This window comes from Burkholderia sp. HI2714, from assembly GCF_002223085.1.
GTDB classification, from domain to species: Bacteria; Pseudomonadota; Gammaproteobacteria; order Burkholderiales; family Burkholderiaceae; genus Burkholderia; species Burkholderia lata_D.
The window spans coordinates 25,869-39,846 of the sequence record NZ_NKFM01000025.1 but is presented as its reverse complement, the minus strand read 5'-3'; the positions used below and the strand labels follow the sequence as shown (position 1 = coordinate 39,846).

Annotated in this window: 11 protein-coding genes; 7 read left to right on the top strand and 4 right to left on the bottom strand. The window is 65.0% G+C overall.

Going from position 1 to position 13,978, the window contains the following annotated elements:
* Positions 1–251 precede the first annotated feature (251 nt).
* On the bottom strand, positions 252–830 hold the full coding sequence (locus CFB82_RS14230; protein ID WP_089446272.1) for a pseudouridine synthase: 579 nt from the start codon (positions 828–830) through the stop codon (positions 252–254).
* 277 nt (positions 831–1,107) lie between these two features.
* On the opposite strand from CFB82_RS14230, the gene icd reads away from it, so the two are divergent.
* On the top strand, positions 1,108–2,364 hold the full coding sequence (gene icd, locus CFB82_RS14220) for an NADP-dependent isocitrate dehydrogenase (protein WP_006478026.1): 1,257 nt from the start codon (positions 1,108–1,110) through the stop codon (positions 2,362–2,364).
* Positions 2,365–2,643: 279 nt separating this feature from the next.
* Positions 2,644–4,872, top strand: a complete 2,229-nt coding sequence (locus CFB82_RS14215; RefSeq protein WP_089484461.1) for an NADP-dependent isocitrate dehydrogenase — start codon at positions 2,644–2,646, stop codon at positions 4,870–4,872.
* 123 nt (positions 4,873–4,995) lie between these two features.
* Here CFB82_RS14215 and CFB82_RS14210 read toward each other — a convergent pair whose 3' ends face one another.
* Positions 4,996–5,220 (bottom strand): hypothetical protein, encoded by a 225-nt coding sequence (locus CFB82_RS14210; protein WP_069248666.1) that lies wholly within the window; start codon positions 5,218–5,220, stop codon positions 4,996–4,998.
* 685 nt (positions 5,221–5,905) lie between these two features.
* On the opposite strand from CFB82_RS14210, the gene CFB82_RS14205 reads away from it, so the two are divergent.
* The gene (locus tag CFB82_RS14205; protein WP_089484460.1) at positions 5,906–7,504 is read left to right on the top strand and encodes a multicopper oxidase family protein; all 1,599 of its coding nucleotides are present in this window, start codon (positions 5,906–5,908) and stop codon (positions 7,502–7,504) included.
* 183 nt (positions 7,505–7,687) lie between these two features.
* Here the strand turns inward: CFB82_RS14205 and CFB82_RS14200 are convergent, their stop codons facing one another.
* Positions 7,688–7,891, bottom strand: coding sequence for a cold-shock protein (locus tag CFB82_RS14200; protein ID WP_006478030.1), 204 nt, complete (start codon positions 7,889–7,891; stop codon positions 7,688–7,690).
* Positions 7,892–8,435: 544 nt separating this feature from the next.
* On the opposite strand from CFB82_RS14200, the gene clpS reads away from it, so the two are divergent.
* The 4 genes from clpS (at position 8,436) to CFB82_RS14175 (ending at position 13,439) form a co-directional block, all read left to right on the top strand.
* Positions 8,436–8,750, top strand: coding sequence for an ATP-dependent Clp protease adapter ClpS (clpS, locus tag CFB82_RS14190; protein WP_006398529.1), 315 nt, complete (start codon positions 8,436–8,438; stop codon positions 8,748–8,750).
* Positions 8,747–11,047: an ATP-dependent Clp protease ATP-binding subunit ClpA gene (clpA, locus tag CFB82_RS14185; protein WP_069248665.1), complete on the top strand. Its 2,301-nt coding sequence runs from the start codon at positions 8,747–8,749 to the stop codon at positions 11,045–11,047. Before clpS ends, clpA begins: the two co-directional genes overlap by 4 nt.
* Before the next feature lie 104 nt (positions 11,048–11,151).
* The gene (locus CFB82_RS14180) at positions 11,152–12,531 is read left to right on the top strand and encodes an amino acid permease (RefSeq protein ID WP_089484459.1); all 1,380 of its coding nucleotides are present in this window, start codon (positions 11,152–11,154) and stop codon (positions 12,529–12,531) included.
* Positions 12,532–12,668: 137 nt separating this feature from the next.
* Positions 12,669–13,439 carry a COG4705 family protein gene (locus CFB82_RS14175; protein WP_089484458.1) on the top strand — a complete coding sequence of 257 codons (771 nt, stop codon included), beginning with the start codon at positions 12,669–12,671 and terminating at the stop codon, positions 13,437–13,439.
* Between the two features lie 54 nt (positions 13,440–13,493).
* On the opposite strand, the gene dut is transcribed toward CFB82_RS14175, so the two are convergent.
* Positions 13,494–13,940: a dUTP diphosphatase gene (gene dut / locus CFB82_RS14170; RefSeq protein WP_021160741.1), complete on the bottom strand. Its 447-nt coding sequence runs from the start codon at positions 13,938–13,940 to the stop codon at positions 13,494–13,496.
* Between the last annotated feature and the right edge of the window lie 38 nt (positions 13,941–13,978).

Sequence of the window (13,978 nt, the reverse complement as noted above, 5' to 3'; positions counted from 1 at the left end):
AAATGACCCGGCAATAGGAGTCATGTCGTCTAACGGTGCCATCCACCTTTCGGTTGACAGACGCTTCGAGAAATTTCTCATTGCGCTGCGGGCGCCGAATCGTATTCGATAAAAACGTCGCTTTCGTGACGCAAACACGGGTTCGGCTGCCAATGCCGGATAGCTAAGGTTGGCATCTGCGTGGTTTAACGCGCGATCTTCGCAGCCGGTTGACGAAAAAGATGACGAAAAATTCGCGCGTCCCGAATTCGTCATCCGGCGGGCGCGAAACCGTCCCACGGCGCGCGCGGCGGCAGTGCGATTGTTTCTCCCGGTGCAATGCCGAGCGCGAATATATCCAGTGCGCCGATGCCGACGCGCACCAGGCGCAACGTCGGGAAGCCGACGGCCGCCGTCATCCGGCGCACCTGCCGGTTCTTGCCTTCGGTGATCGCCAGCTCGATCCACGTCGTCGGGATCGCGGCGCGGTAGCGGATCGGCGGATTGCGCGGCCACAGCGTGTCGGGCGGTTCGATGAATTCGGCGCGGCACGGACGCGTCACGTAGTCGCCGAGGTCGACGCCGCGTGCGAGCGCCTTCAGGTCGGCGGGGCCGGGCGCCCCCTCGACCTGCGCCCAGTAGCGCTTGACGAGCTTGTGGCGCGGCTCGGCGATGCGCGCCTGCAGCGCGCCGTCGTCGGTGAGCAGCAGCAGCCCCTCGCTGTCCGCGTCCAGCCGGCCGGCCGCGTAGACGCCGGGCGTTTTTACCCAGTCGCCGAGCGACGGGCGCGTCTCGTGCGCGGAAAACTGGCAAATCGTGCCGAACGGCTTGTTGAGGGCGATCAGGTTCATGGCGAGGCGTCCGCCCGGCGCGCCGCGGGAAGCGGGGGCGGGCGGTCTATGGCAAATGGCGGAATCTTAATGCATAATACGGAACGGCAAGTCCTCTGTCTTATATAAGACATAAGTGGGGTCTTGATACGCAGTGCCGCGCTTCATGCCGAAGTGCCCGGTTGGGGCGCTAGAATAGCGGCTCGCTGTTGCCGTCACGGGGTGGCCATGCCGCGCCCCCGCCGCGCGCGCAGCTTCGACCAGCATCACCTGCTCAGCCACGTCACTGGAGTCGATCATGCCGTATCAGCACATCAAGGTTCCGGAAGGCGGTGACAAGATCACCGTCAACAAGGACTTCTCGCTCAACGTTTCCGATCAGCCGATCATTCCCTATATCGAAGGCGACGGTACGGGCTTCGATATCACGCCGGTCATGATCAAGGTCGTCGACGCTGCGGTCGCGCATGCCTACAAGGGCAAGCGCAAGATCCACTGGATGGAGATTTTCGCGGGCGAGAAGGCGACGAAGGTGTACGGTCCGGACGTGTGGCTCCCGGACGAAACGCTGCAGGTGCTGAAGGAATACGTGGTGTCGATCAAGGGGCCGCTCACGACCCCGGTCGGCGGCGGCATCCGTTCGCTGAACGTCGCGCTGCGCCAGGAACTCGACCTGTACGTGTGCCTGCGCCCGGTGCAGTACTTCAAGGGCGTGCCGTCGCCGGTGCGCGAGCCGCAGAAGATCGACATGGTGATCTTCCGCGAGAACTCGGAAGACATCTACGCAGGCATCGAATGGGCCGCGGGCTCCGAGCAGGCGAAGAAGGTGATCAAGTTCCTGCAGGACGAGATGGGCGTGAAGAAGATCCGCTTCCCGGAAACCTCGGGGATCGGCGTCAAGCCCGTGTCGACGGAAGGCACCGAGCGTCTCGTGCGCAAGGCGATCCAGTATGCGATCGACAACGATCGCAAGTCGGTCACGCTGGTGCACAAGGGCAACATCATGAAGTTCACGGAAGGCCTGTTCCGTGACGCCGGCTACGCGCTTGCGCAGAAGGAATTCGGCGGCGAGCTGATCGACGGCGGCCCGTGGATGCGCGTGAAGAACCCGAAGACGGGCAACGAGATCGTGATCAAGGATTCGATCGCCGATGCGTTCCTGCAGCAGATCCTGCTGCGCCCGGCCGAATACGACGTGATCGCCACGCTGAACCTGAACGGCGACTACATCTCCGACGCGCTGGCCGCGCAGGTCGGCGGCATCGGGATCGCGCCGGGCGCGAACCTGTCGGATTCGGTCGCGATGTTCGAAGCGACGCACGGTACCGCACCGAAGTACGCGGGCAAGGATTACGTGAACCCCGGTTCCGAGATCCTGTCGGCGGAAATGATGCTGCGCCACCTCGGCTGGACGGAAGCAGCCGACACGATCATCGCCGCGATGGAGAAGTCGATCCTGCAGAAGCGCGTCACGTACGACTTCGCGCGCCTGATGGAAGGGGCGACGCAGGTGTCGTGCTCGGGCTTCGGTGAAGTGCTGATCGAGAACATGTAAGACCCCTTCCGGGGTGGGCCGGCAGGTTGCCGGCCGCCCCGGCGCCTACTGCCGGCGCCGGAGCGTTTCGTGGATGGCAGGTTTGTTGGCAGGGCGGTCCGGCATGCGGGCCGCGGCGCCGCGATGCGGCCCGGAGCCCCTGCAAGGTAGAACATGACGGCCCTCGCAACACCACCGCCCGGCTGAGCCGGCGCGCCCCTTTCGCGACCGACCCGGTCGCTCCCCGCCGGTTACCCGCCGGCGCTCCCTGTTCAACAATCACGTAGCAACGCATCGACCATGTCCACTTCGCCCAAGATCATCTACACCCTCACCGACGAAGCGCCCGCGCTCGCGACCTATTCGCTGCTGCCGATCGTCAAGGCCTTCACGCGCTCGTCCGGCGTCGCCGTCGAAACGCGCGACATCTCGCTCGCCGGCCGCATCATCGCCGCATTCGCGGACGTCCTGCCGCCCGAGCAGAAGGGTTCCGACGATCTGGCCGAACTGGGCCAGCTCACGCTGAAGCCGGAAGCGAACATCATCAAGCTGCCGAACATCAGCGCATCGGTGCCGCAGCTCAAGGCCGCGATCGCCGAACTGCAGGCGCAGGGCTACAAGCTGCCGGCCTACCCGGAAGATCCGTCGACCGACGAAGAGAAGGCGGTCAAGGCCCGCTACGACAAGATCAAGGGCAGCGCGGTGAACCCGGTGCTGCGCGAGGGCAACTCCGACCGCCGCGCGCCGCTGTCGGTCAAGAACTACGCACGCAAGCATCCGCACAAGATGGGCGCGTGGAAGGCGACGTCGAAGGCCCACGTCGCGCACATGACCGAAGGCGATTTCTACGGCAGCGAGAAGTCGGCGCTGATCGCCGATGCCGGCAGCGTGAAGATCGAACTCACGACGACCGACGGCGCGAAGAAGGTGCTGAAGGAAAAGACGGCCGTGAAGGCCGGTGAAGTGATCGACGCGTCGGTGATGAGCCGCAACGCGCTGCGCAGCTTCATCGAAGCGCAGATCGCCGACGCGAAGGCGCAGGACGTGCTGTTCTCGGTGCACCTGAAGGCGACCATGATGAAGGTCTCGGACCCGATCCTGTTCGGTCACTTCGTGTCGGTGTTCTACCGCGACGCGCTCGCGAAGCACGCGGACGTGCTGGCGAAGGTCGGCTTCAACCCGAACAACGGCATCGGCGACCTGTACGCGCGCCTGAAGGACCTGCCGGCCGATACGCGCGAAGCGATCGAAGCCGACGTCAAGGCTGAGTACGCAGTGCGTCCGCGCCTGGCGATGGTCAACTCGGACAAGGGCATCACGAACCTGCACGTGCCGAGCGACGTGATCGTCGACGCATCGATGCCGGCGATGATCCGCGATTCGGGCGGCATGTGGGGCCCGGACGGCCAGCTGTACGACGCGAAGGCCGTAATTCCGGACCGCTGCTACGCAGGGGTCTACCAGGCCGTGATCGAGGACTGCAAGCAGCATGGCGCGTTCGATCCGGTCACGATGGGCAGCGTGCCGAACGTCGGCCTGATGGCGCAGGCGGCTGAAGAATACGGTTCGCACGACAAGACGTTCCAGATCCCGGCGGACGGCGTCGTGCGCGTGACCGACGAAGCGGGCAACGTGCTGCTCGAGCATGCCGTGGAAGCGGGCGACATCTGGCGCATGTGCCAGACGAAGGACGCACCGGTGCAGGACTGGGTCAAGCTCGCGGTCAACCGCGCACGCGCGACCGGCGCTCCGGCCGTGTTCTGGCTCGATCCGGCGCGTGCGCACGACGCGCAGATCATCGCGAAGGTCGAACGCTACCTGAAGGATCACGACACGAACGGCCTCGACATCCGCATCATGACGCCGGTCGAAGCCACGCGTTTCTCGCTCGAGCGCATCCGCGCGGGCAAGGACACGATTTCGGTGACCGGCAACGTGCTGCGCGACTACCTGACCGACCTGTTCCCGATCATGGAACTCGGCACCAGCGCGAAGATGCTGTCGATCGTGCCGCTGATGGCCGGCGGCGGGATGTTCGAGACGGGTGCCGGCGGTTCCGCGCCGAAGCACGTGCAGCAGTTCGTCGAGGAAGGCTTCCTGCGCTGGGATTCGCTCGGCGAATTCCTCGCGCTGGCCGCGTCGCTCGAACACCTCGGCAACGCGTACCAGAACCCGAAGGCGGTCGTGCTCGCGAAGACGCTCGACCAGGCGACCGGCAAGTTCCTGGACGAGAACAAGTCGCCGGCGCGCAAGGTCGGCGGCCTCGACAACCGCGGCAGCCACTTCTACCTGTGCCTGTACTGGGCGCAGGCGCTGGCCGAGCAGACTGAGGACGCGGCGCTGAAGGCGCAGTTCGAAGGCGTGGCGAAGGCGCTGTCCGACAACGAAGCGCGCATCCTGGAAGAGCTGGCGGCCGCGCAGGGCAAGGCGCAAGCTATCGGCGGCTACTACCGTCCGAACGTCGACCTGACGAGCCAGGCCATGCGCCCGAGCGCGACGCTGAACGGCATCGTCGACGCGGTCGCCTGATGCAGGCCGCGCGATCGCGCGGACCGATGCGTGGGCCGGTGCGGCGGGCATTGCCGCCTGACGCCGGCCACACAAGAAAAACGCCCCGGTCGCCCGGGGCGTTCGTCGTTGCAGATGTGCCATTCAGACGTGAACGATTTCCCATTCGGCGATTTCGTCCGGCACTTCGAGCGTCGCCGTGTCCAGTTCGGACGGTTGCGCGCAGTCGCCGCGGGAGATGTGGTCGGCTGCCACTTCAGGGCACGAGAATGCGCCGAGCGAGGCGTTGCCGAACGTCGCTTCCCAGCCGCCGTTTGCCGGCAGGATGTAGAACGACCCGAGCGCTGAACCAAAGCGAAATCCCTTCATTTCCGTTCTCCCTTTCTGATTTCAAGCGATTCTGGTGTGCCGCCTGCCGCCTGCCGCCTGCCGGCTTGGCCGGCTGTGGCCCGACTGGCTGCTTGCGCCGGGTTCCGTATCGAACGTCGTGGCGAAGCGTCAGTGCATGGAACAAAGTCTACGTCCGCGGCCCGATCGGATGGTGCAGGTAGAACGGCTTCACTAAACAAAAATTCTCTTTTAAAAACAAATAATTATTTCTGTCGTTTTGTATTGCGGAACGTTTTTTGGCATCGCGAAACGGGGATTTTGTGCCCTGCACCACGAATTTTTATAACGCAGAGACTTGTTCCGCATCGTGAAATATTGGCGGATTTGCGGATCGGGGAAATGAGGGGCGCCGCGGTGGGGCCGAACGGCAGGCGCGAGGAGGCCGCCTGGGAACTGCCCGGGGCAGGGTTGCGTGGCGCTTCGGCGGTGAGCGAAGCGCCGTGCATCGCCGACCGACGATGCGGGCCGATGCATGCCGAATCGGGTGCGGGGTTGTCGAACCCTGCGGCGTATCGCCACCCGGCCGGCCGCGGCGCGTCTCGATTCGGGCCTGCGGTTATGATGACGCGGGCATCAGGGGTTGCGTCGCGCATCGGCGCTTCGGCCGGCCGGCGCGGGCGTCGCGGCGGCCGCGCGACCCAGCATGGATAACGAGGAACGATTGATGATACGGAGAACCTTCCTGTCGCGCGCCATCGGTGTCGCGGCCGCGTCGCTGTTTGGGCGCGCCGCGTGGGCGCAGCATGCCGGTCACGCCGGCATGGCCGGCATGGACTCGATGGACGACATGCCCGGCATGTCGGGGATGGCGAGTCACGGGCAGCACGGCAAGTCCGCGCCGGCCGCGCTCGCGGCCGCCGACGCGCTGCCGGCCGGCGCGCCGCTCGCGGCGCTGCGCACGCTCTCGAACGAAAGCCGCGAGCCCGGCATGTTCCGGACCACGCTGGTGGCGCAGCCCGTGGCGCGCCCGATGCTGCACGGTGCACGGCCGACCACGTTCTGGCAGTTCGGCGCGGGCACGCAGGGCCCTGTCGTCGGTCCGCTGATCGACGTGCGTGAGGGCGATACGGTCGAGATCAAGTTCGTGAACAAGCTGCCGCAGCCGTCGACGATCCACTGGCACGGCCTGCCGGTGCCGCCAGACCAGGACGGCAATCCTTCCGATCCCGTCGCGCCCGGCGCGTCGCGCGTGTACCGCTTCACGCTGCCGAAGGGGAGTGCCGGCACCTACTGGTACCACCCGCATCCGCACATGATGACGGCCGAGCAGGTCTTCCGCGGGCTGGCCGGCCCGTTCGTCGTGCGCGCCGCGGACGATCCGCTGGCGGGCTGGCCCGAGCGCAACCTGTTCGTGTCGGACCTGAAGCTTGCGCGCGACGGCACGATTGCACCGAACGACATGATGGACTGGATGAACGGCCGCGAGGGCCAGTTCGTGCTGGTCAACGGCGCCCGCCGGCCGCGGATCGATGTCGCGGGCGACGAGCGCTGGCGCGTGTGGAACGCGTGCAGCGCGCGCTACCTGCGCGTCGCGTTCGACGACGGCCGCGCGTTCGAGCACGCGGGCACCGATGGCGGGCTGTTCGACGCGCCGCGCCGCGTCACGTCGCTGCTGATTGCACCGGGTGAGCGTGCAGAGCTGCTGGTCCGCGCAGGCGACCGGGCGTCGCGCGCCGTGCTGCAGGCAGCCGAATACGACCGCCGCAAGATGTCGATGTCGCATGATGACGGGCACGGCAGCCTGCCGCCCGATCCGGCGCTGGCCCTGGCCGACGTCGCATTCGCGCCGGCGGCCGCACGCGCGCTGCCGTCGACCCTGCGCGCGGTGCCGCCGCTGGGCGAGCCGGTCGCGCACAAGGCGGTCGCGTTCGGCGAAGAGATGGACATGGACGCGATGATGAAGGGCGCGGCGCACGGCCGCCCGGCGGGCATGCGCTTCACGATCAACGGCGACACCTACGCGCCGCATCGCACGACGCTGACGAGCCGCCGTGGCGACGTCGAGCGCTGGACGATCCGCAACGGCACCGACATGGATCACCCGTTCCACCTGCACGGCACACAGTTCCAGGTGATCGAGCGCGCGTCGGGCGGTTCACGCACGAGCGAACCGTTCCGCGCGTGGCGCGATACGGTGAACGTGCGCAGCGGCGAAACCGTGACGATTCTCGTCACGCAAGACATGCCCGGAGAGCGCATGTTTCATTGCCACATTCTCGAACACGAGGATCTCGGCATGATGGGCACGCTGAAGGTCGTGTAACGAGTGGTGATTATGTTTCACGCGCGGGATGAGTATCCGATCTGCGCGTGTGACAAGACAATGTGTGTTCAATTATCGGGATTGAACGAAAAGGCCGGCCAATCGATTATCGATTGGCCGGCCTCAAATAAAGAAACCCGGCGCAATACATGCGCCGGGTTTCTTCGTCTGATATCCGGTGCCTTATGCGGCCTGGATGTTCGACGCTTGCTTGCCCTTCGGTCCTTGAACGACGTCAAAGCTCACCTTCTGGCCTTCCTTCAGCGTCTTGAAGCCATTCATGGTGATAGCCGAGAAGTGCGCAAACAGATCCTCACCGCCCTCATCGGGAGTGATGAAACCGAAGCCCTTCGCGTCGTTGAACCACTTAACGATACCAGTTGCCATTTCCTACTTCCCCTGTCACACAGTCGCTGCTACTTACCACGAGCACGCTCGAAAAGCTAAACGACCTGAAAACGCAGCCGTTCCCCCCTCACAAGCTCACCTCGGCCTCTTTCATTTTGCCAACCGGCAAATTGAAAAAAGTGCCAGCTTGATTGTTGGCGCTCTTTATTGGAGTGTCAAGTGGAATTTTTAGACGTTTAGAGGGACGTTGTAAAGAACCCATTTTCAGGGTTTTTCCGGCTTTGCTTAGCAGCACGCGGCCGAGCGCGAGGTCTTGAAAAGCCGCATAATCGGCTCATATACCAGGCTCGAGTGACACGCGTTCGAGTCGTCCCGGCTTGTGGGATACTGGATGCGGACACGACGTTCCGGTGCGGTTCCCCTGACGGTTCGTGTTCCGCGCCACGCGTGAAAGCCGGCACCGCAGCCGGCTTTCGTATGGCGCGAAGAAGATCGCGTGTTCCGGGATTCCGGGGAGGGCGCCGGCCGGTCGGTCGGGTAATGGCAGGATTGCGGGCCTGTCCGAGTTGTTTAGAATGGGTGTATGGCGATTATCCCGGACAAGCAGGACAGCACCGTCCTGGAACGCAAGCAGCAGAAGCTCAAGCCGCCTTCGATGTACAAGGTGGTGCTGCTGAACGACGACTTCACGCCAATGGAATTCGTCGTGATGGTGGTCCAGGAGTATTTCAAGAAGGATCGCGAGACGGCCACGCAGATCATGCTGAAGGTCCATCGCGAAGGGCGAGGGGTATGTGGGGTCTATACGCGGGACATCGCGTCGACCAAGGTTGAGCAAGTCGTTACCCATGCGCGGCAGGCCGGGCATCCGCTGCAGTGCGTGATGGAGGAAGCATGATTGCCCAGGAATTGGAAGTCAGCCTGCACATGGCGTTCATGGAAGCACGCCAGGCGCGCCATGAGTTCATTACGGTCGAGCATTTGCTGCTGGCTCTGCTGGATAATCCGACGGCAGCCGAGGTGTTGCGCGCGTGCGCGGCAAACATCGAGGACTTGCGTCAGAACCTGCGCAATTTCATCCACGACAACACACCTACCGTCCCGGGTACCGACGATGTCGATACCCAGCCGACGCTCGGTTTCCAGCGCGTGATCCAGCGCGCGATCATGCACGTCCAGTCGACGTCGAACGGCAAGAAGGAAGTGACCGGCGCGAACGTGCTGGTCGCGATCTTCGGCGAGAAGGATTCGCACGCCGTGTACTACCTGCAGCAGCAGGGCGTCACGCGCCTCGACGTCGTGAACTTCATTTCGCACGGCATCGCGAAGACGAGCAGCGGCGAAGCCGCGAAGTCGGCTGACGCGAACGCGGAAAGCGAAGACGCGAATGCGCAGAAGGAAACACCGCTCGCGCAATTCACGCAGAACCTGAACCAGATGGCGAAGGACGGCCGCATCGATCCGCTGATCGGTCGCGAGCCCGAGGTCGAGCGCGTGGTCCAGGTGCTGTGCCGCCGCCGCAAGAACAATCCGCTGCTCGTCGGCGAGGCCGGCGTCGGCAAGACCGCGATCGCGGAAGGGCTCGCCTATCGCATCACGCGCGGCGAAGTGCCGGACATCCTCGCGAACGCGCAGGTCTATTCGCTCGACATGGGCGCGTTGCTCGCGGGCACCAAGTACCGCGGCGACTTCGAGCAACGTCTGAAGACGGTGCTGAAGGAGCTGAAGGAGCGTCCGCACGCGATCCTGTTCATCGACGAGATCCACACGCTGATCGGCGCGGGCGCCGCGTCGGGCGGCACGCTCGATGCGTCGAACCTGCTGAAGCCGGCGTTGTCGTCGGGCGTGCTCAAGTGCATCGGCGCGACCACGTTCACCGAATATCGCGGCATCTTCGAGAAGGACGCGGCCCTGTCGCGGCGCTTCCAGAAGGTCGACGTGACGGAGCCGACCGTCGAGCAGACGGTCGCGATCCTGCGCGGGCTGAAGTCGCGCTTCGAGGAGCACCACGGCGTCAAGTATTCGTCGGGTGCGCTGTCGGCCGCGGCCGAACTGTCGGCGCGCTTCATTACCGACCGTCACCTGCCGGACAAGGCGATCGACGTGATCGACGAAGCGGGCGCCGCCCAGCGCATCCTGCCGAAGTCGAAGCAGAAGAAGACGATCGGCAAGAGCGAGATCGAGGAAATCATCTCGAAGATCGCACGCGTGCCGCCGCAGAGCGTATCGCAGGACGACCGCAGCAAGCTGCAGACGCTCGACCGCGACCTGAAGAGCGTCGTGTTCGGCCAGGATCCGGCGATCGACGCGCTGGCTGCCTCGATCAAGATGGCGCGCGCGGGCCTCGGCAAGATGGACAAGCCGATCGGCGCGTTCCTGTTCTCCGGCCCGACGGGCGTCGGCAAGACCGAAGTGGCGCGCCAGCTCGCGTTCACGCTCGGCATCGAGCTGATCCGCTTCGACATGTCGGAATACATGGAGCGTCACGCGGTGAGCCGCCTGATCGGCGCGCCGCCGGGCTACGTCGGGTTCGACCAGGGCGGCCTGCTGACCGAAGCCGTCACGAAGAAGCCGCACTGCGTGCTGCTGCTCGACGAAATCGAGAAGGCGCATCCGGACATCTTCAACGTGCTGCTGCAGGTGATGGACCACGGCACGCTGACGGACAACAACGGCCGCAAGGCGGATTTCCGCAACGTCATCATCATCATGACGACGAACGCGGGCGCCGAGTCGATGCAGAAGGCGACGATCGGCTTCACGACGCGCCGTGAAACGGGCGACGAGATGACCGACATCAAGCGCCTGTTCACGCCGGAGTTTCGCAACCGCCTGGATTCGATCATCAGCTTCCGCTCGCTCGATGAGGAAATCATCATGCGCGTGGTCGACAAGTTCCTGATCCAGCTCGAGGAACAGCTGCACGAGAAGAAGGTCGACGCGCTCTTCACCGACGCGTTGCGCAAGCATCTCGCGAAGCACGGCTTCGACCCGCTGATGGGCGCGCGGCCGATGCAGCGGCTGATCCAGGACACGATCCGCCGTGCGCTGGCCGACGAACTGCTGTTCGGCAAGCTGCTGAACGGCGGTCACGTGACGGTCGACGTCGACGAAGGCGACAAGGTGCAGTTGTCGTTCGACAAGCTCGGGAACCCGCCGCACAAGCCGAACGAAGAGGCGGTCGAAGTCGAGTAAGCGATAATCGGGTAGTTCATGCGAACGGCGCGGGATGTTTTCCGCGCCGTTTCGTTTTATCTGGCGCCGGCGGCGCGATGGTGGTGCAGGGGAGTGGCAACGCAGTGACACAACAACAACGGACGTTCGACGACATCGTCGCGCGCGAACAGGGTTTGCGCCATGCGCTGACGTCTGGGCAGATGGCGATGATCGCGATCGGCGGCGCGATCGGCACGGGGCTGTTCCTCGGCAGCGGATTCGCGATCGGGCTCGCGGGCCCGAGCGTGCTGGTCTCGTATGCGATCGGCGCGCTGATCGCGCTGCTGCTGATGGGCGCGCTCGCGGAAATGACGGTCGCCCATCCGACGGCCGGCTCGTTCGGTGCGTATGCCGAGCACTATGTCGGCCCGCTGGCGGGTTTCCTGGTGCGCTATGCGTACTGGTTCGCGGTCGTGTTCGCGATCGGCACCGAGATCAGCGCGATCGCCGTGTTCATGAAGTACTGGTTCCCGGCGGTGCCCGGCTGGTACTGGGTGATCGGCTTTTCCGCGCTGCTGATTGCCGTGAACCTCGCGAGCGTCACGCTGTACGGCTCGGTCGAATACGCGTTCTCGCTGCTGAAGATCGCGGCGATCGTCGTGTTCATCGTGCTCGGCGCCTATCTCGTGTGGTCGGCGCCGGCCGCGTCGGGCATCGGTTTCGCGAACTACACCGCGCACGGCGGCTTCATGCCGAAGGGGCCGTGGGGCACCTGGGTCGCGGTGATCGTCGCGATCTTCAGCTACATGAGCATCGAAGCTGTCGCAATTGCGGCCGGCGAGGCGCGCGATCCGCAGCACGCGGTCACGCGCGCGTTCCGCTCGACGGTGTTCCGGCTCGTGCTGTTCTACCTGCTGACGCTGTCGCTGATGCTCGCGATCGTGCCGTGGACGCAGGCCGGCACCGACGAAAGCCCGTTCGTGAAGGTGATGGCCGCGACTCATGTGCCGTACGCGGCAGGCGTGATCAACTTCGTGCTGTTGATCGCGGCGCTGTCGGCGATGAACAGCCAGCTTTACGTGACGACGCGGATGATGTTCAGCCTGTCGCGCGCGCGGCTCGCGCCCGCGGTGTTCGGCCGGCTCGGCACGAACGGCGTGCCGCGCGCGGCGCTGTGGATCTCGACGAGCGGCGTCGCGGTGGCGGCCGTGCTGGTCGCGCTGGCGCCCGACACCGCGTTCACCGTGATGATGGCGATCGCGATGTTCGGTGCCCTGTTCACGTGGCTGATGATCTTCGTCACGCACCTGCGCTTCCGTTCGCGCTATCGCGGCCCCGCGCTCGCATTCCGGATGTGGGGGCACCCGTTCGGCAGCCTGCTCGGTGCGGGCCTCGTCGCGGCGATCCTGTTCACGACCGCGTTCACGCACGAATTCCGGATGACGATGGTGGTCGGCGTCGTGTTCGTCGTGCTGCTCACCCTCGCATACGCGCTGCATTACCGGCACCAACACGCACGTTGAGGGTCACGGCGCGGCCCGTACGCGCCGATTCCCCGCTCGCTAAGGTTCCGTTAAGCCTGCGGCGACTACATTCGAACCTGTCTGCAAGGCAGGCCGGCACGCGCCGGCCTGCCGCTTTCCTGCAAAAAGGGGTTCGAATGAACAAACTTCCCGAAATCACGCTCGCGTTCTGGATCATGAAGATCTGCGCGACGACGCTCGGCGAAACCGGTGGCGACCTGCTGTCGATGACGCTGAACGTCGGCTATGCGGTGAGCTCCATCCTGCTGTTCGGTTTCTTTCTCGTGACGTTGGGCGCGCAGCTCAGGACGACACGCTATCGCCCGGCGATCTACTGGGCCGTGATCGTCGCGACGAGCACGGCCGGCACGACGATGTCCGACTTCATGGACCGCACGCTCGGCCTCGGCTATGCGGCCGGCTCGTCGATTCTCGTCGCGATCCTGCTGGCGATCTTCGCGGTGTGGCGCCTCAGCGGCGAATCGCTGTCGGTCGACCTGATCCGCACGCGCAAGGTCGAGCTGCTGTACTGGATCGCGATCCTGTTCTCCAACACGCTCGGTACTGCGCTCGGCGACTTCCTCGCGGACAGCTCGGGGCTCGGCTTCGGTGGCGGCGCGCTGCTGATCGGCGAGCTGCTCGCGGTGATCGTGCTGGCGCACTATTTCACGCGTATCTCCGGCGTGCTGCTGTTCTGGGCAGCGTTCGTGCTCACGCGTCCGTTCGGCGCGACGGTCGGCGACCTGCTGACGAAGCCGGTGGCGAAGGGCGGCCTCGCGCTCGGTACGATCGGCTCGTCGGCGGTGCTGCTCGGCGTGCTGGTCGCGATGGTGATCTACGCGATCGTGGCTCAATCGCGGCAGCGCGACCTGGCGCCCGCGCGGATCGCGCAAGCCGTCGAGGAATGACGGCATAAGGAATGAAAAAAAGGGGCCGCGAGGCCCCTTTTTTCGTTGCGTCGTTCAGTGACGGCCGGTGCTGCCGAAGCCGCCCTCGCCACGATCGCTTTCGGCGAAGTCGTCGACGATATTGAACTGCGCCTGCACGACCGGCACGATCACGAGCTGGGCGAGCCGCTCGAACGGATTCAGCACGAACTCGGTCTGGCCGCGGTTCCATGTCGAGACCATCAGCTGGCCCTGGTAGTCGGAATCGATCAGGCCGACGAGGTTGCCGAGCACGATGCCGTGCTTGTGGCCGAGGCCCGAGCGCGGCAGGATCAGCGCCGCGTAGCCGGGATCGGCGAGATGGATCGCGAGGCCGGTCGGCACGAGCGTCGTTTCGCCCGGCTGCAGCGTGACCGGTGCATCGAGGCACGCACGCAGGTCGAGGCCCGCGCTGCCGGTGGTCGCGTAGGCAGGCAGGTAGTCGCGCATGCGCGCGTCGAGAATCTTCAGGTCGAGTTTCATGCGGTCGTCGGATGGGTCGGGAAGGGCGCGGCAGCGAC